Source organism: Herbaspirillum sp. 3R11 (genome assembly GCF_004563925.1).
GTDB lineage: Bacteria > Pseudomonadota > Gammaproteobacteria > Burkholderiales > Burkholderiaceae_D > Herbaspirillum.
The window spans coordinates 702,969-724,438 of record NZ_SPNJ01000001.1 but is presented as its reverse complement, the minus strand read 5'-3'; the positions used below and the strand labels follow the sequence as shown (position 1 = coordinate 724,438).

Sequence of the window (21,470 nt, the reverse complement as noted above, 5' to 3'; positions counted from 1 at the left end):
TCATTGATAACCCGGATGCCAGCGCAGCCAGAATTTTTCCAGGCCGCGCGCCAGTACGTCGGCCAGTTTGCCTAGCAGCGCGTACAGCAGAATGCCGACCAGCACCACATCGGTTTGCAGGAATTCACGGGCGTTCATGGTCATGTAACCGATGCCGGCCTGCGCCGAAATGGTTTCGGCCACGATCAGCAGCACCCACACCAGGCCGAGCGCAAAGCGCACGCCGACCAGGATCGACGGCAATGCGCCGGGCAGGATCACGTCGCGATACAGCGGCCAGCCGGACAAGCCGTAGCTCTTCGCCATTTCGATCAGACCCTTGTCGACCGAGCGGATGCCGTGGAAAGTATTGAGGTAAATCGGGAAGAACACGCCGACCGACACCAGGAACAGCTTGGAAGTCTCGTCGATACCGAACCACAGGATCACGAGTGGAATCAAGGCCAGCGCAGGGATATTGCGCACCATCTGCAGCGTGGTGTCGAGCAGCACTTCCGCCTGGCGGAAAGTGCCGGTCAACAGACCCAGCAGCAAACCGAGTCCGCCGCCGACGGCGAAGCCCGAGGCTGCGCGTCCGGTGCTCACGCCCAGATGTGTCCACAACTCGCCCGATGCCGACAGGTTCCAGGCTGCGCGCAGCACCGCCCACGGCTCGGGCAGGATGCGGCTGGACAGCCAGCCGAGCTGCGCGGCGATTTGCCACACCACGATCAGGCCGACCGGCAAAGCCCAGGACAGCAATTGCGTGGCGCCGAAACCGCTGCTGTTGCCGTCACGCTTTGCGGCAGCGATCTTGCGCGGCGTGTCGACGGTAGAGCTGGCGATGCTTGCACTCATGATGGTTCCTTAACTCTCCGAGACTTGCTGCGCCGGCTTTGCGGCCGGCGGCGGCACATGGGTGTTACCGACGATTTCACCGAACGGACCGGTCAGGTTGAAGCCGGGCAGCGTTTCCTTTTGCTTGCGCGGCAACAGCGGGAACACCAGTTCGGCGAAGCGATACGATTCTTCCAGATGCGGATAGCCGGACAGGATGAAGGTGTCGATGCCGAGGTCTGCATATTCTTTCAGGCGTGCCGCCACGGTCGGACCGTCGCCGACCAGCGCGGTGCCGGCGCCGCCGCGCACCAGGCCGACGCCGGCCCAGAGATTCGGGCTGACTTCGAGCTTGTCGCGCTTGCCGCCGTGCAGCGCCGCCATGCGGCGCTGTCCTTCGGAATCCATCTTGGCAAAGGTCTTCTGCGCCTTTTCGATGGTGGCGTCGTCGAGCTTGCTGATGAGCTCGTCGGCGGCGCGCCAGGCGGCTTCCGTGGTTTCACGGACGATCACGTGCAGGCGGATGCCGAAGCGCAACGTGCGGCCGGCTTTGGCGGCGCGTGCACGCACGATGGCGATCTTCTCTGCAACTGCCTCAGGCGGTTCACCCCAGGTCAGGTAGACGTCGACCTGCTCGGCGGCGAGGTCGATCGCTTCATCCGAGGAACCGCCGAAATACAATGGCGGATACGGCGCCTGCACCGGTGGATAAAGCGCCTTGGCGCCCTTGACGCTGAGGTGCTTGCCTTCGAAATTGGTTTCGCCGCCGGTGTGGGTCTTGCTCAGCACGTCGCGCCAGATCTTGAGGAACTCGTCGGAGATTTCATAGCGCTCTTTGTGCGTGCCGAAGATGCCGTCGCTTTCCTGCTCGGCAGGATCGCCGCCGGTAACAACGTTGACCAGCAGGCGACCGCCGGACAAGCGGTCAAAGGTGGCAGCCATGCGCGCCGACAGCGTCGGTGCGCTCAGGCCGGGACGCACTGCGACCAGAAATTTCAGTTGCTTGGTTTCACCGATCAGGCTGGCCGCGGTGACCCAGGCGTCTTCACAGGAACGTCCGGTCGGCAACAGCACGCCGTCATATCCCAGGGTATCGGCAGCAACCGCGACCTGCTTCATGTAGTCATGACTGACCAGGCGTCCGCCTTCTGCGGTGCCGAGGTAGCGGCTGTCGCCGTGCGTGGGGATAAACCAGAAAACGTTCATTGCAAACTCCAATCGATATCGGTATCAGGTGAAACCAGTGGTGCGTCGGTCTGTTGAAAGCCGGCGCATCCTTCTTGCGTAGTTACTTTCCTTACTTCAGCACTGCGTCCTTGACGCTGAGTTTCTTCGGGATCAGCTTGAGCTCGAAGAAGGCGTCGGCGATGCGCTGCTGCTCTTCCAGCACCTTGGCGTCGATCGGACGGAAGATGTGTTCGTAGCGCTTCAGGCTGACTTCGATGACGTCGGTGTCCAGACCCTGGATAGGCGCGAGCTGGGTCGCGGCTTCCTTGGTGTTGGCGCGGATCCATTGGCCTTCCTTGGTGATTTCTTCCAGCAGCACCTTGAGAACCGCGGCATTCTTTTCAGCGAACGGACGCGCGCTCAGGAAGAACTGGTGATGGCTGACTGCGCCCACACCGGTTGCCAGACGACGTGCGCCGATCTGTTTTTCAGCGGCGGCCTGGAACGGATCCCAGATGGCCCACGCATCGATGGCGCCTTTTTCAAAGGCGGCGCGGGCATCGGCCGGCGCCAGGTAGACCGGCTGGATGTCGCTGTAGTTGAGGCCGGCTTTCTTGAGCAGGGCCACCACCAGCCAATGCACATCGGAGCCTTTGTTGAAGGCGATTTTCTTGCCCTTCAGTTCGGCCACGTTCTTGATAGGTGAATCCTTTTGCACCAGCAGGCCTTCGGCGTTCGGCGTCGGGATTTCATAGGCGGTGTAGACAAAGTCTGCGCCTGCCGCCTGGGCAAACACCGGCGGCGCTTCGCCGACATAACCGAAGTCGACCGAGCCGACGTTCAGCGCTTCCAGCAGTTGCGGACCGGCAGTGAATTCCGCCCATTTGACTTCCACGCCTTGCGCCTGCAGACGCTTTTCCAGCGCGCCGTGCGCCTTGAGCAGCACCAGCGTGCTGGCGGCTTTTTGATAGCCGATGCGCAGCACCGGCTTGGATTGCGCTGCGGCGAAATTGCTGACGCCGAAGCCGGCGGCCGCAATGGTCAGTGTGGTCAGCGCGGACAGCAAGCCGAGGGTGCGGCGTCTGGCGGAACGTTGTTGTGCACTCATCTGTTTTCCCGTAACTGTTATTTGTGTAATTTGGCGTAACAAGGCCCCTCCGCTCCTGCAGCGGATCTTGGGTCTTGCGTGGATGACTAATTTGAAGCGGAGCTAGATTCGGAGCTACGCTTAAACGCTACATCGGATCTGCGAAAACGGTACGTCGGTGAATGCCCCCGGCGCGGTCTTGTGCAAGGCCAGCAGGCTGCTCGACAATTGGTCGACGCCTTCCTGCACGCGCGCCACGATCGGCGCATCCAGCACCAGGCCATCCTGCTCCGACCAGATCACTTGCGCTTCGGTGGCGTAAATGCTTGGCAGTACATGCTTGGGCCCCAACGACGACAGTACCGGACGCAGCGCGTAGTCGAGCGCCAGCATGTGCGACTGACTGCCGCCGGTCGCCAGCGGCAACACCAGCTTGTCGGTCAGGCCGAACTGCGGCAACAGGTCGAGGAACGCCTTGAGCGCGCCGCTGTAGGCCGCCTTGTAAACCGGCGTTGCCACGACGACTGCCGAAGCTTCTGCAACGCGCGCCAGTGCGGCCTTGATTTCAGGGTCGTTGAAGTCGGCGCGGATCAATGCCTGTCCCGGCAGATCACGTACGTCCAATTTCGAATAGCGGTGCCCCAGCGCGGCCAGCTTTTCGCCGACGTGGTGCAGCAAGCGGGTGGAACGGGACGGTGCGGAAGGACTGCCGGCCAACAAGAGAATCGTCATGGTCAACTCAAAGGGTGAATCAAGGTGAATCTGGTGAAGATTCCGGAAGCCGTACTACAGACTTCCGGAGTGCGATGCTGATGTGCCGGAATTACTTCTTGTTCGGCACGTACAACTGGTCGAAGCTGCCGCCGTCGGAGAAGTGATCCTTCTGAGCCTTCTGCCAGCCGCCGAAGGTGTTGTCGACGGTGATCAGGTTGACCTTCGGATATTGCGATGCGTACTTCGCAGCGATCTTCGGGTTGATCGGGCGGTAGTAATTCTTGGCGATGATTTCCTGGCCTTCGTCGGAATACAGATGCTTCAGGTATTCTTCAGCGACCTTGCGGGTGCCGCGGCGATCAACGACTTTGTCGACGATCGACACTGGCGGTTCAGCCAGGATGGAGATCGAAGGCGTGATGACGTCGAACTTGTCCGGGCCCCATTCCTTCAGCGAGATCAGCGCTTCGTTTTCCCATGCCAGCAGAACGTCGCCCAGGCCGCGTTCAACGAAGCTGATGGTGGCGCCGCGAGCACCGGAATCCAGTACCGGCACGTTCTTGAACAGCTTGGAAATGTAGTCGCGCGCAGCAGCGTCAGTGCCGCCCTTCTTCAGCGCGTAGGCCCATGCGGCCAGGTAGTTCCAGCGAGCACCGCCGGAGGTCTTCGGATTCGGCGTGATCACGGACACGCCCGGTTTGATCAGGTCGTCCCAGTCCTTGATCTTCTTGGGGTTGCCCTTGCGCACCAGGAACACGATGGTCGAGGTGTACGGCGAGCTGTTGTGCTCGAGGCGCTTTTGCCAGTCGGGCGGCAGCAGTTTGGCCTTTTCGGAGATTTCATCAATGTCGTAAGCCAGCGCCAGTGTCACCACGTCAGCGTCGATGCCGTCGATGACGGAGCGGCCCTGTTTGCCGGAACCGCCGTGGGATGCCTTGATGGTCACGTTGTCGCCGGTCTTGGCTTTCCAGTATTTGGCAAAGGCCTTGTTGTAGTCGGCGTAGAGCTCGCGAGTCGGGTCGTAAGAGACATTCAGCAAGGAAATATCCGCAGCGTGCGCCAGCGGCACAACCTGGGAGAACAAGGCTGCCACGGCAACCGACTTGATAAGCTTTTTCAACATGATCTGCATCCCTCTGTGTTCAGTTTTGTTCTGGAGAGCACAGGTTAATGAGGCGGCAAGAAAAAACGAACGAATACTTTCTTCTCTCAATATGCGGAAAACAGATAAGCAACAACAAGGCTGCCGAATATAGACAGGCGCTGTTCATATCAAATTCGCATAAGGGAATCACCGCCAGCAATATAGCCGTGAGATATGGATGGATCGGGATCGGGACCGGAATCGCGGCAAAATCGTAATATCGGCCATTGCGATGTGATGACGGAATTCGGCGCCGTCTCCCCCACCTACTTGCGCCGTTTCATTTTTGGCCTCGTAAAACTACCGGTGCGCATCGAAAACGCCTTCTTCTGGCGCAGCGCCATCTCCTCCTTTTCACAATGTGGTATAAAGAACCTATTGCTATGCATCAAACATCGAGATGAAAAAAGAAGCCCACGACGAAACAGGCGCGATATCGATCCAGGTCATTGAACGGATGGTGTCCTTGCTGGACGCGCTGGCAATGTATCCGGATCCGGTCAGCCTGAAGGAATTGTCGGCTGCCACCAAGTTGCATCCATCGACCGCCCACCGCATCCTCAACGACATGGTGGTGAAACGTTTCGTCGATCGCTCCGAGCCAGGCACCTATCGCCTCGGCATGCGCCTGCTGGAACTCGGCAACATCGTCAAGAGCCGCCTGAGCGTGCGCGAAGCGGCGCTCGACTTCATGCGCGCCCTGCACCGCAAGACGCATCAGACCATCAACCTGTCAGTGCGCCAGAGCGATGAAATCGTTTATATCGATCGCTCTTTCTCCGAACGCTCGGGTATGCAGGTGGTGCGCGCCATCGGCGGCCGCGCGCCGCTGCACCTGACCTCGACCGGCAAGCTGTTCCTCTCCATTGACGACCCCAAAGCCGTGCGCGCGTACGCCACGCGCACCGGGCTGGCCGGCCACAACAAGAATTCGATTACCGATCTGAGCAAGCTGGAGCGCGAGTTGAGCATGGTACGCGCGCTTGGTTACGCGCGTGACAACGAAGAGCTGGAACTGGGTGTGCGCTGCATGGCGGCAGGCATCCGCGACGACTCCGGCAAACTGGTCGCGGGACTGTCGATTTCGGCGCCGGCCGATCGCCTGCAGGAAGATTGGGTGGAAGACCTGGTCACCACGGCGGCACAGATCTCCTCGGCGCTGGGCTTCGTGAGCCAGCAGAACCTGCAGGACGGCGTGGCGTAGCTTGAACGCTAGCTACGTGCTGAGGCAGGAATAAAAAAAGGCGAACCGAAGTTCGCCTTTTTTATTGTCTGAATGCCTGCGTCCGGATCAGCCTTCGTCCGCGCGTGCACGCAGATTCACACGGGTCAGGTTTTGCGGACCTTGCTCGGACAGCCATTTGCGCATGCGTGCAGCATCACCGACGTGCGACAGCTTGCCCTTGGAGTCGAGGAACACCATGACCACTGAGCGGCCTTCGATCTTGGTCAGCATGACCAGGCAGTGGCCTGCTTCGTTGATGTAACCGGTTTTTTGCAGACCAATGTCCCAATCCTTGCTGGCAACCAGGCGGTTGGAGCTGGCGTATTGCAATGCATGACCGCTGGGCTCGACCATGTACTTGGCATCGGTCGAATATTGGCGAATGATCGGGTAGTTGTAAGCGGCGACCACCAATTTGGCAAGGTCGCGTGCGCTGGCGACGTTGCTGCTGGAGAGACCGGTCGAATCAACGTAGTGCGTATCCATCATGCCCAGCGAGCGGGCCTTGGCGTTCATCGCGGCGACGAATGCCGGCAGGCCGCCCGGATAGCTGCGGCCCAGTGCCGATGCCGCGCGGTTTTCGGAGCTCATCAGCGCAATGTGCAGCATGTCGTCGCGCGACAATTGTGCGCCGACGCGCAGGCGGGAGCTGCTGTGTTTTTGACGATCGACGTCGTCATCGCTGACGGTCAGGATCTCTTCCATGTTCTGGCGCGCTTCAACCACCACCAGCGAAGTCATCAGCTTGGTGACGGAAGCGATCGGCAAGGCGACGGCGGAATTCTTTTCAAACAGAACCTGGGAGCTGGCCTGGTCAATCACCAGCGCGACGTTGGAACGCAAGGCCAGAGGATCCTGCGTCAGGTTGAGGCCGGCCATGTCGCCGGCGGTCATCACGGGCGGCACCACCGGCACTGTCGGCATGGCGGCTACGCGCTGATACACCACGCGGCGCTTGCCGTGAACCATGGCGACCTTCTTGACCAGTTTTTCGCGGCGATCCAGCGAGGCTTGGGTAGCGCGTCTGGGCGCGGCGACTGGACGACGATTGACGACGTTCTTCTTGATTACAGTCTTTTTAACGACTGTTTTCTTGGAATTCGGTGAAGTTTGTGCTTGCACAGAGGATGTGCCGACCAGAACCAGAAGTGCCGTAGCGACGGCAGCTAGCGCAGATTTGAGCATTGGTGAACCTCCCCCTGATTGATACATACAAGAAACTGTTGGCAGTGTAGCAAACCAAGGGAAAATCGCAAGATAATTAGGTAGTTAGCGCAACTTTTTAATCAATTTTCTTGAAAAAGTGTGCTTTTTTAATTTTTGGAAACCCCGCGCGACTTTTTAACGGTCGCGATACCTCTGATTTGCTATAAACAGACCCGCCAGTACGAAAATAAAACCCACAGCATGATACCAGTGTAACGTCTCCCCCAGCCAGGCCATCGCGATAACAGAGGCGAATACCGGGACCAGATGAACGCATTGCGATGCCCTTACGGCGCCAATGCGATCGATGCCGTAGTTGCACACGAGCGTGGCCAGGATGCTGGGGAAAACAGCCAGATAAAAAACACCGGTCACACTGGTTCGGCTGAGCGGTATAACGAACGTCTCCCCGCCTCCGTTGACGAGCATCAGCAAAGTCAATGCAAACAATCCGAGCACGCCCGTGACCCACAAAAAACAGAAGCTCGGCAAGACGCGCGGGCGGAGCGGCAACAGCAGCAGATAGAGACTCCACATCACCATCGCAACCAGCATCCAGGCGTCGCCGCGATTGAGCTGGAAGCTTGCCAGGCCGGCGATCGAACCATGGCTGATGATGGCGGCGACACCGCACAGCGAGACGCTGACGCCTAGCAGTTCCATGGGCCCCGGCCGACGCCGGTGCAGCAGCACGGAGAGCAATACGGTCCAGACCGGAATCGAGGAATTGAGCAACGCCGCGTTGGTGGCGCTGGTGAAATGCAAAGCACCGAAAATCAGCGCGTTGTACAAGCCGGTGCCGAGCAAAGCCAGCAAGCTCAGCAGCGGTAAAGCCGCACGGATTTCAGCACGATGACGTACCACGTCGCGCCACACGAACGGCGCCAGGATCGTCAGGATCAGCACCCAGCGCCAGAACGCCAGCGTCAGCGGCGCGACCTGCTCGTTGAGCGCTTTGCCGACCAGCATGTTGCCGGCCCAGAACAGGGCCGCGGTGGCGAGCGCCAGAACGGCAAGGAAATCGGATGAGCGCAGTGCTTTCATGGCTGGGCGGCGTGCCTGACGCTGACATAAGGAAATGCCGCCCAGCATAAGCACCGACTCACATCGGGTCCAATATATTATTGAGCCCACTTTAAGTCGGACTACATATGATTCCTGGCCTGCCTGTTACTTCTTGATCGCCTCCACCAGCACAGTGTCGATGTCGAAGGAATAATCCTCGGCCACGTTGAAGTAGGTGCGCACTTCGGCCGGTGCGGCGCGCCACAGCGACTTGATGGCGACGATGTGTTCCGGCGAAGTGCGCATGCGTGCGACCCAGGAGGCGAATTCCAGCGTCAGTTTCCAGCTCTTGGAAAACTCGACCTGCAGGCCGGTCTGCGCGATCAGTTTCTTCCATGACGACAGACTGACGTTGCGCACGTGCGAGGTGTCGCGCAGCAGTTCGATGCCCTGCATGTAGGTGTCGGCTAACACATCGACGGGTGCCGCAGTGTCGATCACGACGAAGCGGCCGCCCTGCTTCAACACGCGCGCGGCTTCCTGCAAGGCCTGTGGCAGGTTGCGCCAGTGGTGCGCGCTGAAGCGTGTACAGACGACATCGAATGAAGCGTCGGCGAACGGCAGGCGGTCGGCGCTGCCCTGTTGCACCTCAATATTCGGCAATTTGCGTTCAACAGCGGCAGCGCGCACTACTTCCAGCATCTGTGCCGACAAATCGTAGGCGACTACTTGCGCGGCGAACGGCGCCGTTGCAAAACTGGCGTGGCCGCCACCACAGCCGAGATCCAGTACGCGGGCATGCGGATAGGCTGCGGCATACGCCGCGAGGTCTTGCAAATCCGCACCCTGCGCGTGGACGGCGCTGGTCAGATATGAGGCGGCGGTCGTGCCGAATTGTTCGGAAATCACTTCATTGTGGCTACGCATTCCTGGCTCCCTGAGTTGATGTGCTTACGTGGTGATTGATGGCTGGAGACGCAAGTTTAGTTGTTCTGTATGCTGGTACAAGTTCACCATTTATACTATTACCAAAACCAACAGCCTGAATCCCTCTCCATGGCATCCGACGACACCAGACAGGATAAAAACCCGAAACCCGACATCAAGCGCAAAGCCTTGGGCGAGTTCATCAAATCGCAGCGCGAGCAGATCTCGCCGACGCTGGCCGGACTTGGCCATCTGTCGCGCGGCACCCGACGCCGCACACCGGGACTGCGGCGCGAAGAAGTGGCGCAGCTGTGCGGCATCAGCGTGACCTGGTACACCTGGATAGAACAAGGCCGCACCGATTCGATTTCGCCGCAGGCGCTGGCGCGCATTGCCGATGCGCTGCACCTGCCGCGCGCCAAGCGCACCTACCTGTTTGAACTGGCGGAAAAGAAGGATCCGGTGCATCAGGACGATCACACTGAAAGCATCGCGCCGGAAATCCTCGAGGTCGTGCGCAGCATCCGCCAGCCGGCGTATGTGCTGGACCGCTACTGGAATGTGCTGGCCAGCAATGCGCCCGCGCGCAAGCTGTTCACCGGCTGGCTCACCGCCGGCAGTGAATACGACAACCTGCTGTTTTTCACGTTTTGCACCACGGCCTCGCAAGAACTGATCACCGATTGGGAACAGCGCGCACGCCGCCTGGTCGCGGAGTTTCGCGCCGATTGCGGCCAGTACCTGGACGATCCGCAGATCAAGACGATGGTGGAAGAATTATCGGCGCGCAGTGCGCTGTTCAAGCGCACTTGGAGCCTGCAGGATGTGGTCGAACGCGAAGGCGGCAAGCGCCTGTTCCGCCATCCCGTACAGGGCGAGCTGACTTACCAGCAGGTGAATTTCCGCGTGGCGAACAGGCCGGATCTGAAGCTGATCACCTTGATGCCGGTCTGAACGGATTACTTGCGCACCACGAAAGCGACGCCGATCACGGCCACCACCATGCCGATGATGCCGACCACGCTGAAGACTTCACCGAACATCAACCAGGCCATCACGGCAGTGGTCGGTGGCGTCAGGTACAGCAGGCTGGTGACGGCCGTGGCAGCGCTGCGCCGGATCAACGCAAACAAGAGGAAGATGGCGCCGATCGACAGCGCCAGGATGGACCACAACAAGGCGCCGATGAACTGCGGCGTCCATGCGACCGCCTGCAAATGCAGGTCGAAGTGTTCCATGACGATGGCGAACGGCAGCACCACCAGCAACGACGCAACGAACTGCACGATGGTGCCGGTACGCAGGTCGAAGTGCGGGCAGAAGCGTTTCTGATACAGCGTGCCGATGGTGATCGCCACCAATGCCATGACGCACAGGGAAATCGCTTCCCACGACAAGCCGATCAGTGAAATCTTGTTGGCCACCACCAGCCCGACGCCGCACAAACCTAAGCCCAGTCCCAGCCATTGGCGTCCCTTGACGCGCTCGCCGACGAAGGGCGCCGCGAAGGCCGTGAGTACCGGTTGCATGCCGACGATCAACGCGGTCAACCCGGCCGGCATGCCCATCTTGATCGCGCTCCACACGCCGGCCAGATAACCGGCATGCAACAGCACGCCGGCGACGGAGATGTGTGCAACCTGCCGCCCTTGCGGCCACGGCGCGCGCAAGATCAGCACCAGCGGCACGAGGAAGATCAGCACGCCGACGAAGCGCAGGATCAAAAAGGTCAGCGGCGGCGCATACGGCAGGCCGAACTTGGCGACGATGAAGCCGGTGCTCCAGATCAGCACAAAGGACAGCGGAACGAGATTGAGCAACAGGGGATTCCAGGAACCTTTGTCCTGGGCGGCGCCGGCGGCGATGCGAGTCATAGTTATCCAAAACACACTGCGGGAAGTCTGCGCCGGAGTGCGGTGAACGTTTTGGCTCCGGGGCTCAGTTCCAGTCGGCAGCGTATCGACTGGCAAGCGTTATTGTTTGTACGTGGACGGCGACGGTGTCTTCGATGTTTTTTCCGTAACCGCCCGCCATCGTAACCGCGATCGGAATTTTTTGCTGACGGCCCAGTTCGAACACCAGCGTGTCGCGCGCCGCCATGCCGGCCATGCTCAGTTTCATGCGTCCGAGGCGGTCGCCTTCGTGCGGATCGGCGCCGGCCAGGTAAATGATGAGTTGCGGGTCGAAGCGCGCCATCAGCTGCGCCAACGCCGCCTCTAGCGCCGCCAGGTAGTCGGCGTCGCCGACGCCGTCGGGCAAGCCGACATCGAGATCGCTGCGTTCTTTTTCGAATGGATAGTTGCGTTCGCCGTGCAGCGATAAGGTGAACACCGAATCGTCCGTCGCCAGAATCGATGCAGTACCGTTGCCTTGATGGACGTCGAGGTCGACGATCGCCACGCGTGCAGCGCGACGTTCAGCCTGCATCAGGCGCGCAGCGACGGCGGCGTCGTTGAACACGCAAAAGCCGGCGCCGCGATCGGCATAGGCGTGATGCGTGCCGCCGGCCAGGTTGACCGCCACGCCCTGCTCCATGGCGCTGCGGCAGGCGGCGATGGTGGCCCCTGCGGATCGGCGCGAACGCTCGACCATCTCAAGCGACCAGGGAAAGCCGATGTCCTTTTGCACCTGCTCCGGCAACGCGCCGCGCGAGACCAGATCGACATAGCGCGGATGATGCGCCAGCGCCAGCACGCCGTCAGTGGCGGCCTGGGCTTCGTGGAATTCCAGATCCGCCACGGCGCGCGCCGCACCTTCACGGATGAGGCGATACTTGATCATCGGGAAACGATGCCCGGCCGGGAGCGGCAGAACGAAATGGTCGCTGTAATAGGCTCTCAACAATAGGCTCTCAAAAACTGAATTTCAATAGGAGTTCTCTGGACTGACATAGGTCACATCACTCTCAAAAAAAAACCGACTCGGAAGTATGTTTCCCATATACAGAAACTGGCTAACAATCTTTTTGCAAATCGTCGGCAAACCTATTGACATGCTGGTGTTTTCACCTAAAATCAGAATTGTGCACCGCACAAAAGAGTGTCCAACAATAGCGTGCATTTTCCCCTGACCCATTCCATTCAATCTTGATACCGGACCAAAGGACTACGCAAAATGACGACTCTCACCGAACAATTCTCCGCCGCAACCAAAGCGAACTTCGAAGCGCAAATCGCACTGTTCACGCAGTTCGCCAACAAGACCTTCGAGGGCGTCGAAAAGCTGGTCGACCTGAACCTGAAAGCCACCAAATCTTCCCTGGAAGAATCCCGCGAAGCGACACAGAAGCTGCTGACCGCCAAGGATGCACAGGAATTCTTCTCGTTCTCGAGCGCACAGGCTCAGCCTAGCGTCGAAAAGAGCCTGGCTTATGGCCGCCATCTGGCCGGCATCGTGTCGACCACGCAAGCCGAACTGACCAAGACTGCGGAAGCGCAACTGGCTGAAGTCAATCGCAAGGTGATTTCGCTGATCGACGAAGCCTCCAAGAACGCCCCGGCCGGCTCGGAAAACGCGATCACCTTCGTCAAGACAACCATCGGTAACTTCAACGCCGGCTACGAGCAATTCACCAAGAGCGCCAAGCAAGCGAGCGAGGCACTGGAAGCCAATGTATCCAGCGCCGTCGATCAGTTGTCGCAAGCGACCGTAAAAGCAACAAGCCGCAGCAAGAAATAATTTCAACGAATAAATCGAGTTTGAACAACACCCGGGCAGACAATATTCGTTATGATGATTGCTCTGCCCGGTTTGCTTTACAGGTTTGTTGACACAGTTGTAACGCTGCAAGATTCTCTGCAAGTGGTTGCAAGTAGTGCTTGTGCAATGCCCGTTATTCAGCAATGAGGCGTATCCCGTTCTACCCGTAGCGCCTCAGAGCAATCTTTGTCTCCTCGGTATCTGATTTCCTCCTAAGATACCGTTTCTGATGCCTCGGTGAGCCGGGGCATTTTTTTGCCCGCGGCATTCATCTCTGACTCAATTCAGTTCAGCTTGCTTGCTGGTAATCCGCCTTCAACTGGCGCAGGCCCTCTTCCATCTTGCGGAAGGCATCTTCCACCTGTGACGGCTCGCCTTTTACGCCAAGGTCGATGTGGCGACGCGTCTTGTCGTCGCCCACGTGCGGCAAGCTGAAGACCTTCACGAGCGCAAACTCCGCCTCGATGGCTTCCATGAGCGGCGTCAACGTCGACTCCGGCATCTCGAATACCAGCACCGACTTTTCCGCACGCGCGACGCGGTGGAACAGGTGCGCATAGTGGGTATCGAGCACCCATTCAAACATCGGCCACGCCATGACCGGAAAGCCCGGCGCGAAATAGTGCGTGCCCTCGCCGCTGACGTTCGGCACAAAGAAGCCGGGAATCTTGTTGAACGGATTGGGGATGATCGAGGAGCCGGCCGGGAACTCGCCCATCTTCAGACGATGCAGGTTTTCCGGCGCATCGAACACCGGCGTGATGCCGGCTTCGCGTGCGGTGTCGGCGATACGCTCCTGGATTTTCACCTTGGCGTCGGGATGCAGTACGAGCCCGACGCCCAGCGCCGCCGCCGCGCATTGACGCGTGTGATCGTCGGGTGTGGCGCCGATGCCGCCGGTGCAAAACACGATGTCTTCGCTGGCGAAAGTGCGCCTGAGCGTGTTGGTGATGCGTTCGGGATCGTCGCCCACATACTCCACCCAGGCCAGTTGCAGGCCGCGCGCGGTGAGCAGTTCAAGTACTTTGGGGAAATGTTTGTCGACGCGTTTTCCGGAAAGGATTTCGTCGCCGATGATGATGAGTCCGATAGCCATAAATATCCGTTCGCTTCTGCAGGTGATAACCCGGAATTATGCCCTGATCCGGATAATCCGGCTGCGCGCCGCTCAGTTGGCGGCGACGGAAGCGGGAACCGCATCGGTGCTGGCTGCGGCGCGCAATCTGCTCAGCGCTTCCAGACAATAGTATTGGAACCACAGACCGGTGAAGACGAACACCAGCACGTACAGCCAGATCGCGCCGGCCGCCAGTATCGGAAAGAAAATCACCGACAACGCGCCGCCCAGCCAAAGCAGCGTAGGCGCGGCGCCCATGGTGCCGGCGATGGCGCCGACCAGCAGCAACGGCCAGCGATGCGCATGCAGGATGGCGCGGCGTTCTTCCGACGTGGCGTAGTCGGCCAGCGTGTCGTAGGCCATCACGCGATACGTCAGCCAGCCCCACAGCAAGGGATGGATCACGAACGCCAGCGGCGGGAAAATCGACAGCGGCAAGGTCACGATCCAGCCGAACACGAACACCGCAAAGCACCACAACGAGGTCCACAGACTGCCCGCCACCGAACCGCCGTGACGCTGCTCAAGATGCGCGTAGTGACGACCGCCGACGTGGCGTGCGATCGCCGGCACCGCCCACAAGCCGACGAACACCAGCGCCGTCAGGATCATCAGCGGCAGCAAGGCCCACATGGCGATCAGCGGCACGATCACGGTCTTGAGCGCGCCCATGTTGAACCAGCTGAGAATGGAGCCGGCCACGCCGAAGCCGTTGTGGCCGACGAAGTAATCCTGCAGCCAGTCGATCATCGGCTGCAGGCCGAGCCACAGCGCCACGCCCCAGAGAACGATGGACATCACGAACGGCAGCACCGTCAGCAGCAACATGCGGATATGCAGCTGCGACAGCAGCGCGCGTCCGAAGGAGACGGTCATCAAACGCATCAGCGCGCCGCCTTGCGAGAAAACTCGACGATGCGCTTCAAGCCCAGCCATTGCTGCGCCCAGAAGCCGCGACCGTAGTTGCGCCCCTTGCCGGCCGGTGGCGGCAGCTGGTCGCGCACGCCGGTCATGGCGAAGCCGGAGCCGACGTGGCGGGTGCGGAACAGCACATCCCAGATCGGGAACAGCACCGCGAAGTTATGACCGCCCAGCGAATTCTTGCCGCGGCTCTCATGGCCGATGCCGATCGCGTGATGCAGGCGATGGAAGCGCGGCGACACCAGCAGCCATTCACCAATGCGGCCGAAATGGATGCGCACATTGGCATGCTGCAGACTTTGCAACATGCGCGACGCCGACACCAGCAGGATGTATTGACCCGGCTGCACGCCGATGGCCAGCGCCACGATGCCCATCAGGACGTCGCGCACCAGGTCGTCGAGCAGGTGGTTGCGGTCGTCGCTCCACAGGTTCATGTTTTCCTGGCTGTGATGCAGGCTGTGCAAGGCCCACAGCCAGCGCACGCCATGTTGTGCGCGGTGATACCAGTAGTCGCAGAAATCCAGCACGATCAGGTAAAGCAGGAAACTCACCAGCGCCTGATCGGTGACGCCCGGCCAGACGTCGTCGAGATTGAAGGTACCCCAGCCTTCCCAGTGCAGGAATTCGCTGAGGTACGACATGGCCGGATCGAGCAGGAAAAACACCAGGATCGAGAACGCGCCGAGACGATGCAAGGCGGTATAGATGAAATCGTTCCAGCGCGCGCGGCGGTCGGTGAACGCATGCACCGGGATCCAAGCTTCCAGCGGACGCAGGATGATGAACAGCACCGCCAGCTCGCACACGCCGACCAGGAACCACTCCGTGCCGGTAAACGCCTCTTCGACGAATTCGCCCAGGCCGAGGTTGAACACCATCGGCTGGACGACGGTTTCAAACAACCATCCCTGGACGGTGGCGAACAAATCGGAAAATACCTGGATCATGTGCATCATGAGGATTGCCTGGGTAAATGCTGTAATTGCTGAAGACGCCGCATTGGTGCGTGCTTATTTGATAACGGCGGTCTGCTGCTTGTCGAGCGCGGCCCGGTAAGCCGGATGCTCGCGCAAGGTGGCGAAGCAGAAGCCCTTCTGCTCCAGCCCGGAAATCAACGGCTCCAGCACGGCCGGCGCCCATGGATCCTTGCGCGACCAGATGCCAAGATGGGCCATGACGATGTCGCCATCTTTCAGTTTGCGCAAAGCTTGTTGCAGCAACATGGCATTGGGCCATTTTTCGCTGGGCAATTCGTCGCCGGAGAAACCTGCTTCGGCCCACGCCACATGAGAATAACCGCAAGCGCGCCCTGCCGCCAGCAGCTGCGGCGTCAGCTTGCCGCCGGGCGCGCGCCACAGATGATCGAGCGTGGCGCCGGTCAGTTCCTTGAAACGATCCGCCACGCGCTGCAGCTCGCCGCAATATTGGGCGGCGCTCCAAACCTGCTTCTTGCCTGCGTGCGCGCCGAATTGCGGTTTGACTTCGATGCGGCCGTCGGGCAGATCGCGCTGGACGTAGACATGGTCGAAGGTGTGCGTGCCGAAAGCATGGCCTTCGGCGACACGCGCTTTCCAGTACGGCGCCCAAGCCGGATCTAGCGTGTAATCGCCGTTGACGGTTTTTTCGTTGGCAAGGAAAAACGTTGCCTTGATGTGATGCTTGTTGAGCGTTTGGGCGATGAACTCGGCCTGCGACTGGCTGCCAGTGTCGAAACTGAGGTAGATCGTGCCCTTGCAGGAGGCGGTATTGTCGGTCGCCGCCTGCGCCGGCCAGATCGAGGCCACCGCGGCCACCGCAGCGCCCATGGCAGCGAACCTGCCAAGGCGAAGCGAACCAGCTTGCGGCGCCCTCTGCATCAAAGGTCGGCAGCCCGATTGATGAAGTAGATGCCGTGCGGCGAACGGCCGACCGGGATGATTTTCGTGATCTTCTTGCTGGCCAGGTCGATCACGGCGACCTTCTTGACCCAGCGCAACGTAACCCACATGGTCTTGCCGTCGTCAGTCACCTCCATGCAATCCGGGCCGCCGGGCACGGAAATGACGCCGACGCTTTCCAGCGTTTGCAGGTCGATGATGTTGATGGTATTGGAGACGCGATTCGAGACATAGACATAGCGCTTGTCGCCGTGGGCGCGGAAATTATGCGCGCCTTCGCCGGTGCGGATGGTCTTGACGGTCTTTTGTGTCCGCCAGTCGATCACCTGGACGTAATCCTTGCCCATGATGCCGACCAGCAGGTACTTGTTGTCCGGCGTCATGAAAATACCGGCAGGCAACTTGCCGACCGGCATGGTCCATTTGACCTGCTGGGTGGCAAGGTCGATGGCGCTGATCTCGTTGCTGCCCTGCTGAGTAATGAAAGCCGTGGTGCTGGCGGCGTCGAAGGCGATATGGCTGGGCGTCTTGGCCAGGCGCACGCGCTTGGCCAGGTCGAGGTTATGGCCGTCGTAGCGATACACGTCGACACGGTCCAGGCGCAAGCCATTGGAGATGAACCATTTCTGGTCCGGGGAAAAACCGATCTGGTATGGATCGATGATGCCGCGCAACTGACGTTGCACTTCGCCGGTCTTGGGGTCGAGGAAAATCAGCTGGTTGCCGGTGGCGCTGGCGACGACGAGCGACTTGTTGTCGGGCGTCGCCATCAAGTGATGCGGCTCCTTGCCGACCGAGAAAGTGTTGATTTCCTTGTAAGTCGACTGATCCAGCAACGTCACCGTGGCGTCGCCGGAATTGAGGACCACCACCACGTTCGCAGATGCCGGCGCAGTGATGACAGCGGACAGCGCGCACAGCGCCAGAAGAGAGAGCCGGGAAAACCGGGCAAAACTATGCAGCATGAAGAACTTTACTTTAAAAATTGCGATCTTACCGTGCATGAAATCCGTAACAAATCCGTAAAAAAAGCACGCCCCACGGTACCTAACGCTTGTGATGCCGATTTGGCTGACACGAGTGGCGTTGATCCCGGTGTTTTGCGGTGTTTTGGTTTACACTGCCACCAACCCCGTTCAGCAACGCAGCATGTACCTGCGCAGAACGCAGGGAGGACGGGCCTTACGGGGCCCTTTTCTTCCGGACGCGCGGCTAAAAACACGGCACAAACAAACTCTTTGAAAGGAACAAAATGTCTACTATCGCTACCTCCTCTGGACTGCAATACGAAGAAATCCAGGTTGGCGCCGGCGACGAAGCCAAGGCAGGAAACCATGTCAGCGTGCATTACACCGGCTGGTTGCAAAACCCCGATGGCACCGCCGGCAGCAAATTCGACTCGAGTAAAGACCGCAACGATCCATTTGCGTTCCCTTTGGGTGCAGGCCATGTGATCAAGGGCTGGGACGAAGGCGTCCAGGGCATGAAGGTCGGCGGCGTCCGCAAGCTGATCATCCCTGCTGCGCTGGGCTATGGCGCACGCGGCGCCGGCGGCGTGATTCCACCGAACGCGACGCTGATTTTCGAAGTCGAACTGCTCGCGGTCTAAGCGCTTTAAAGCCGTCACCAGGCCATTCAGGAGAAAACATGAGTTTGCAGGAACAATTTGAACAGACCGTCGCCGAGTCCAAGAACCTCTCGGAACGCCCCGACAACATGACCCTGCTGAAGATGTACGGCCTGTACAAGCAAGGCAGCAACGGCGATGTGCAAGGCGACCGTCCCGGCATGACCGACTTTGTCGGTCGCGCCAAATGGGACGCCTGGGAGGCCCTCAAAGGCTTGCCGCAAGAGGAAGCGCAGCAGCAGTACATTGACCTGATCGCCGATCTGAAGGGCTGATCCCCTCCTTGAAAGCAGCGTCCGGAAAATAAAAAACCCGCCTCGGCGGGTTTTTTATTGCCTTCATGACAATGTCAGATGATTATGACTTCGGCTGGACGTCACGATTCAGCAAGTTCGGCGGCGTCTGTCCCGACAGTGCAGCGATCAGGTTGTCGGCGGCGCAATTGGCCATTGCCAGGCGGGTCGGTGTCGAGGCGCTGGCGATGTGCGGCGTCAGCACGACGTTCGACAAACCGAGGAAATCCGGATTGAAGGCAGGCTCGTTCTCGAACACGTCGAGGCCGGCGGCGGCGATCTTCTTGTCGCGCAAGGCGGCGATCAGCGCCGCATCGTCGACAATCCCGCCGCGCGCCAGGTTGATCAGCGTGGCCTGCGGCTTCATCAGCGCCAGGTCGGCCGCCTTGATCGTGTGATGCGATTCTTTCGAATACGGCAACACCAGGATGACGTGGTCGGCAGTGCGCAACAGTTCTTCCTTGCCGACGTATTTGGCGTTGTTGGCACGCGCTTCCAGCTCCGGCGAGAGTGGCGAACGATTGTGATAGAGCACGTTCATGTCGAAACCCAGCGAACGTCGCGCAATGGCCTGGCCGATGCGGCCCATGCCGATGATGCCCAGCGTCGCGCCATGCACGTCAGGGCCGGTAAAACTGTCGTAGCTCCACTTCTTCCAGTGACCGGCGCGCAGCCAGTGCTCCGATTCGGTCACGCGGCGTGCAGTCGCCATCAGCAGCGCCCAGCCGAAGTCGGCGGTGGTTTCGTTGAGCACGTCGGGTGTGTTGGTGGCTTGCACACCTGCGCTGGTGGCTGCGGCGATGTCGATGTTGTTGTAGCCGACCGCCATGTTGCAGACCGCCTTCAGCTGCGGGTTGGCGGCAAACAAGGCGGCGCTGACCGGCTCGCTCGGCGTCGAGAATAGCCCGACCTTGCCCTGCAGCTTGGCAATCAGTTCGTCGGCCGCGAAGATGCGATCCTCCTGATTGGACTCGACGTCAAAATGCTGCGCCAGGCGTTCCAGCACTTCAGGAAAAACGGCACGTGCAACGAAGATCTTTGGTTTCATGCTTGTCTCTTTTATCGTTAAACAAAAAACAGGAAGGTCATGATGACGAACAGCGGCATCAGGATGACCAACGACCAGGCCATATAGCCGAAGAAGGACGGCATCTTGATACCGCGCTCTTCGGCGATGGCCTTGACCATCATGTTGGGCGCATTGCCGATGTAGCTGTTGGCGCCCATGAACACCGCGCCGGCGGAAATCGCCGCCAGCGTCGAACTCAACTTGGTCATCAGCGTATGCGCGTCACCAGACGCGGTGTTGAAGAACACCAGATAAGTCGGCGCGTTATCGAGGAATGATGACAGCAGCCCGGTGATCCAGAAATACATCGCGTCGACAGGCTGGCCGTCCGGGCCGGTGACGGCACGCACGACGGCGCCGAACGCACCCGCTTCGCCTGCCCGCAGCATGGCGATCACGGGAATGATGGTGATGAAGATACCCGCAAACAGCTTGGCCACTTCGAGGATCGGCCCCCACGAAAAATCGTTGCCGGCACGTGCGGATTTCGGCGTGCTCCACAGCGAGATCACGATGATCGCGACCAGCGCGAGGTCGCGCAGCAGGTTCTGCAGTTCGACCGGCGTGCCCATGACATCGAACGCCACGCCCGACTTCCAGAAACCGCTCATGAGCACCAGCGCGATCACCGCCAGCAGCAGCACGAAATTGAATTTCCCTTCGAAGCTGATGCCCGAGTCGGGCGTCGGATCGCGCGCCGGCGGCAAGGCTTCTTCCTTGTTCTTGTAGTAGTGACTATCCAGCAGATAGAAAATCACCAGCAACGAGACGCAGACGAACAGGGTCTCGGGAAAGATGTTCTGCATGGTCCAGAAAAAATCCACGCCCTTGAGGAAACCGAGGAACAGCGGCGGATCGCCCAGCGGCGTCAGCGAGCCGCCCGCATTGGCAACCAGGAAAATGAAGAACACCACGATATGCACCGCGTGCTTGCGGTTGTCGTTGGCGCGGATCAGCGGACGGATCAGCAGCATTGATGCACCGGTGGTGCCCATGATGCTGGCCAGCACGGTGCCCAGCGCCAGCAGGCCGGTATTGAGCGCGGGCGTTCCGTGCAGGTTGCCGCGTACGCAGATGCCGCCGGCCACCACGAACAAGGCGGTCAGCAAGGCGATGAAGGGAATGTATTCGGCCAGCAGCGCATGCACGGTGCCGGCCGCAGCCGTATGGACACCGAAGGTCGCCGCAAACGGCAGCAGGAACGCCGCGCCCCATGCCAGCGCGATCTTGCCGAAATGGTGGTGCCAGAAGTGCTCGAACAGCAACGGCCCGAGCGCAATCGAGAGCAACAAACCCATGAATGGAATACCCCACAACGCAGACAATGCGCCGCCGTCAAGATCAGCTGCATGCGCCAGTTGAGGAAGCATCAAAGCAAGGCCGAGACAGGCCGATGTCGTGAGGAGTTTTGTGCGCAATGTGGGACCTTGTGAAGCGAAAAAAAATCGCAATAAACGAGGCCACACTATACCAGCAAGACCGGCCATGGCGGCCGGAATCCGAATGCATTAAAACATTTCAAGCAGGCTTTGGGGCAGGATCTGAACCGGCGAAAACTCTCTCGCCGGGGCAA

Annotated in this window: 22 protein-coding genes; 5 read left to right on the top strand and 17 right to left on the bottom strand. The window is 59.8% G+C overall.

Annotated features, from left to right (window positions below; genetic code table 11):
* From ssuC to E4P32_RS03380, 5 genes are all read right to left on the bottom strand, one after another.
* Entirely contained in the window at positions 1-837 is an 837-nt protein-coding gene (ssuC, locus tag E4P32_RS03400; protein WP_116433263.1) for an aliphatic sulfonate ABC transporter permease SsuC, read from the bottom strand.
* A gap of 9 nt (positions 838-846) precedes the next feature.
* Positions 847-2,022: an FMNH2-dependent alkanesulfonate monooxygenase gene (gene ssuD / locus E4P32_RS03395; RefSeq protein WP_116433264.1), complete on the bottom strand. Its 1,176-nt coding sequence runs from the start codon at positions 2,020-2,022 to the stop codon at positions 847-849.
* 91 nt (positions 2,023-2,113) lie between these two features.
* On the bottom strand, positions 2,114-3,091 hold the full coding sequence (locus tag E4P32_RS03390) for a sulfonate ABC transporter substrate-binding protein (RefSeq protein ID WP_116433265.1): 978 nt from the start codon (positions 3,089-3,091) through the stop codon (positions 2,114-2,116).
* Between the two features lie 120 nt (positions 3,092-3,211).
* A complete protein-coding gene (gene ssuE / locus E4P32_RS03385; RefSeq protein WP_016835620.1) occupies positions 3,212-3,802 on the bottom strand; it encodes an NADPH-dependent FMN reductase in 591 nt (196 codons plus the stop codon).
* Between the two features lie 91 nt (positions 3,803-3,893).
* Complete coding sequence (locus E4P32_RS03380; protein ID WP_116433914.1) at positions 3,894-4,907, bottom strand: sulfate ABC transporter substrate-binding protein; 1,014 nt, start codon at positions 4,905-4,907, stop codon at positions 3,894-3,896.
* Positions 4,908-5,328: 421 nt separating this feature from the next.
* On the opposite strand from E4P32_RS03380, the gene E4P32_RS03375 reads away from it, so the two are divergent.
* The gene (locus tag E4P32_RS03375; protein WP_116433266.1) at positions 5,329-6,132 is read left to right on the top strand and encodes an IclR family transcriptional regulator; all 804 of its coding nucleotides are present in this window, start codon (positions 5,329-5,331) and stop codon (positions 6,130-6,132) included.
* 87 nt (positions 6,133-6,219) lie between these two features.
* On the opposite strand, the gene pbpG is transcribed toward E4P32_RS03375, so the two are convergent.
* The 3 genes from pbpG to E4P32_RS03360 form a co-directional block, all read right to left on the bottom strand.
* Complete coding sequence (gene pbpG, locus E4P32_RS03370; RefSeq protein ID WP_116433267.1) at positions 6,220-7,338, bottom strand: D-alanyl-D-alanine endopeptidase; 1,119 nt, start codon at positions 7,336-7,338, stop codon at positions 6,220-6,222.
* A 156-nt stretch (positions 7,339-7,494) separates the two neighbouring features.
* Complete coding sequence (locus E4P32_RS03365) at positions 7,495-8,403, bottom strand: DMT family transporter (protein WP_158559704.1); 909 nt, start codon at positions 8,401-8,403, stop codon at positions 7,495-7,497.
* 126 nt (positions 8,404-8,529) lie between these two features.
* Positions 8,530-9,291, bottom strand: coding sequence for a class I SAM-dependent methyltransferase (locus E4P32_RS03360; protein ID WP_116433269.1), 762 nt, complete (start codon positions 9,289-9,291; stop codon positions 8,530-8,532).
* A 129-nt stretch (positions 9,292-9,420) separates the two neighbouring features.
* On the opposite strand from E4P32_RS03360, the gene E4P32_RS03355 reads away from it, so the two are divergent.
* Positions 9,421-10,245 (top strand): helix-turn-helix transcriptional regulator, encoded by an 825-nt coding sequence (locus tag E4P32_RS03355; RefSeq protein WP_116433270.1) that lies wholly within the window; start codon positions 9,421-9,423, stop codon positions 10,243-10,245.
* Between the two features lie 5 nt (positions 10,246-10,250).
* Here E4P32_RS03355 and E4P32_RS03350 read toward each other — a convergent pair whose 3' ends face one another.
* Positions 10,251-11,165 carry a DMT family transporter gene (locus tag E4P32_RS03350; protein WP_116433271.1) on the bottom strand — a complete coding sequence of 305 codons (915 nt, stop codon included), beginning with the start codon at positions 11,163-11,165 and terminating at the stop codon, positions 10,251-10,253.
* Positions 11,166-11,229: 64 nt separating this feature from the next.
* Positions 11,230-12,132: a histone deacetylase gene (locus E4P32_RS03345; protein WP_116433915.1), complete on the bottom strand. Its 903-nt coding sequence runs from the start codon at positions 12,130-12,132 to the stop codon at positions 11,230-11,232.
* A gap of 273 nt (positions 12,133-12,405) precedes the next feature.
* On the opposite strand from E4P32_RS03345, the gene phaP reads away from it, so the two are divergent.
* Positions 12,406-12,969, top strand: a complete 564-nt coding sequence (phaP, locus tag E4P32_RS03340; protein WP_116433272.1) for a TIGR01841 family phasin — start codon at positions 12,406-12,408, stop codon at positions 12,967-12,969.
* A gap of 310 nt (positions 12,970-13,279) precedes the next feature.
* On the opposite strand, the gene E4P32_RS03335 is transcribed toward phaP, so the two are convergent.
* From E4P32_RS03335 to E4P32_RS03315, 5 genes are all read right to left on the bottom strand, one after another.
* Positions 13,280-14,086 carry a molybdopterin-binding protein gene (locus tag E4P32_RS03335; RefSeq protein ID WP_116433273.1) on the bottom strand — a complete coding sequence of 269 codons (807 nt, stop codon included), beginning with the start codon at positions 14,084-14,086 and terminating at the stop codon, positions 13,280-13,282.
* Between the two features lie 72 nt (positions 14,087-14,158).
* Positions 14,159-14,992 carry an EI24 domain-containing protein gene (locus E4P32_RS03330; protein ID WP_116433274.1) on the bottom strand — a complete coding sequence of 278 codons (834 nt, stop codon included), beginning with the start codon at positions 14,990-14,992 and terminating at the stop codon, positions 14,159-14,161.
* Positions 14,992-15,978, bottom strand: a complete 987-nt coding sequence (locus E4P32_RS03325; RefSeq protein WP_116433916.1) for a sterol desaturase family protein — start codon at positions 15,976-15,978, stop codon at positions 14,992-14,994. Before E4P32_RS03325 ends, E4P32_RS03330 begins: the two co-directional genes overlap by 1 nt.
* Before the next feature lie 63 nt (positions 15,979-16,041).
* On the bottom strand, positions 16,042-16,836 hold the full coding sequence (locus tag E4P32_RS03320) for a polysaccharide deacetylase family protein (protein ID WP_233526570.1): 795 nt from the start codon (positions 16,834-16,836) through the stop codon (positions 16,042-16,044).
* A 50-nt stretch (positions 16,837-16,886) separates the two neighbouring features.
* Entirely contained in the window at positions 16,887-17,873 is a 987-nt protein-coding gene (locus E4P32_RS03315) for a cytochrome D1 domain-containing protein (protein WP_116433275.1), read from the bottom strand.
* A 287-nt stretch (positions 17,874-18,160) separates the two neighbouring features.
* On the opposite strand from E4P32_RS03315, the gene E4P32_RS03310 reads away from it, so the two are divergent.
* A complete protein-coding gene (locus E4P32_RS03310) occupies positions 18,161-18,517 on the top strand; it encodes an FKBP-type peptidyl-prolyl cis-trans isomerase (protein ID WP_116433276.1) in 357 nt (118 codons plus the stop codon).
* 38 nt (positions 18,518-18,555) lie between these two features.
* Positions 18,556-18,810 carry an acyl-CoA-binding protein gene (locus E4P32_RS03305; protein WP_116433277.1) on the top strand — a complete coding sequence of 85 codons (255 nt, stop codon included), beginning with the start codon at positions 18,556-18,558 and terminating at the stop codon, positions 18,808-18,810.
* An 82-nt stretch (positions 18,811-18,892) separates the two neighbouring features.
* On the opposite strand, the gene E4P32_RS03300 is transcribed toward E4P32_RS03305, so the two are convergent.
* Positions 18,893-19,876 carry a D-glycerate dehydrogenase gene (locus E4P32_RS03300; RefSeq protein ID WP_116433278.1) on the bottom strand — a complete coding sequence of 328 codons (984 nt, stop codon included), beginning with the start codon at positions 19,874-19,876 and terminating at the stop codon, positions 18,893-18,895.
* Positions 19,877-19,893: 17 nt separating this feature from the next.
* Positions 19,894-21,267, bottom strand: a complete 1,374-nt coding sequence (locus tag E4P32_RS03295) for a sodium:proton antiporter (protein WP_116433279.1) — start codon at positions 21,265-21,267, stop codon at positions 19,894-19,896.
* Positions 21,268-21,470 lie beyond the last annotated feature (203 nt).

Bases quoted from the DNA above. Each gene is read 5' to 3' on its own strand.
- E4P32_RS03365 (WP_158559704.1), bottom strand. From the start codon at position 8,403: ATGAAAGCACTGCGCTCATCCGATTTCCTTGCCGTTCTGGCGCTCGCC.
- E4P32_RS03360 (WP_116433269.1), bottom strand. From the start codon at position 9,291: ATGCGTAGCCACAATGAAGTGATTTCCGAACAATTCGGCACGACCGCC.
- E4P32_RS03325 (WP_116433916.1), bottom strand. From the start codon at position 15,978: ATGATCCAGGTATTTTCCGATTTGTTCGCCACCGTCCAGGGATGGTTG.
- E4P32_RS03390 (WP_116433265.1), bottom strand. From the start codon at position 3,091: ATGAGTGCACAACAACGTTCCGCCAGACGCCGCACCCTCGGCTTGCTG.
- pbpG (WP_116433267.1), bottom strand. From the start codon at position 7,338: ATGCTCAAATCTGCGCTAGCTGCCGTCGCTACGGCACTTCTGGTTCTG.
- phaP (WP_116433272.1), top strand. From the start codon at position 12,406: ATGACGACTCTCACCGAACAATTCTCCGCCGCAACCAAAGCGAACTTC.
- E4P32_RS03330 (WP_116433274.1), bottom strand. From the start codon at position 14,992: ATGCGTTTGATGACCGTCTCCTTCGGACGCGCGCTGCTGTCGCAGCTG.
- E4P32_RS03300 (WP_116433278.1), bottom strand. From the start codon at position 19,876: ATGAAACCAAAGATCTTCGTTGCACGTGCCGTTTTTCCTGAAGTGCTG.
- E4P32_RS03305 (WP_116433277.1), top strand. From the start codon at position 18,556: ATGAGTTTGCAGGAACAATTTGAACAGACCGTCGCCGAGTCCAAGAAC.
- E4P32_RS03355 (WP_116433270.1), top strand. From the start codon at position 9,421: ATGGCATCCGACGACACCAGACAGGATAAAAACCCGAAACCCGACATC.
- ssuE (WP_016835620.1), bottom strand. From the start codon at position 3,802: ATGACGATTCTCTTGTTGGCCGGCAGTCCTTCCGCACCGTCCCGTTCC.
- E4P32_RS03295 (WP_116433279.1), bottom strand. From the start codon at position 21,267: ATGCTTCCTCAACTGGCGCATGCAGCTGATCTTGACGGCGGCGCATTG.
- E4P32_RS03380 (WP_116433914.1), bottom strand. From the start codon at position 4,907: ATGTTGAAAAAGCTTATCAAGTCGGTTGCCGTGGCAGCCTTGTTCTCC.
- ssuC (WP_116433263.1), bottom strand. From the start codon at position 837: ATGAGTGCAAGCATCGCCAGCTCTACCGTCGACACGCCGCGCAAGATC.
- E4P32_RS03310 (WP_116433276.1), top strand. From the start codon at position 18,161: ATGTCTACTATCGCTACCTCCTCTGGACTGCAATACGAAGAAATCCAG.
- E4P32_RS03315 (WP_116433275.1), bottom strand. From the start codon at position 17,873: ATGCTGCATAGTTTTGCCCGGTTTTCCCGGCTCTCTCTTCTGGCGCTG.
- E4P32_RS03350 (WP_116433271.1), bottom strand. From the start codon at position 11,165: ATGACTCGCATCGCCGCCGGCGCCGCCCAGGACAAAGGTTCCTGGAAT.
- E4P32_RS03335 (WP_116433273.1), bottom strand. From the start codon at position 14,086: ATGGCTATCGGACTCATCATCATCGGCGACGAAATCCTTTCCGGAAAA.
- ssuD (WP_116433264.1), bottom strand. From the start codon at position 2,022: ATGAACGTTTTCTGGTTTATCCCCACGCACGGCGACAGCCGCTACCTC.
- E4P32_RS03320 (WP_233526570.1), bottom strand. From the start codon at position 16,836: ATGGGCGCTGCGGTGGCCGCGGTGGCCTCGATCTGGCCGGCGCAGGCG.
- E4P32_RS03375 (WP_116433266.1), top strand. From the start codon at position 5,329: ATGAAAAAAGAAGCCCACGACGAAACAGGCGCGATATCGATCCAGGTC.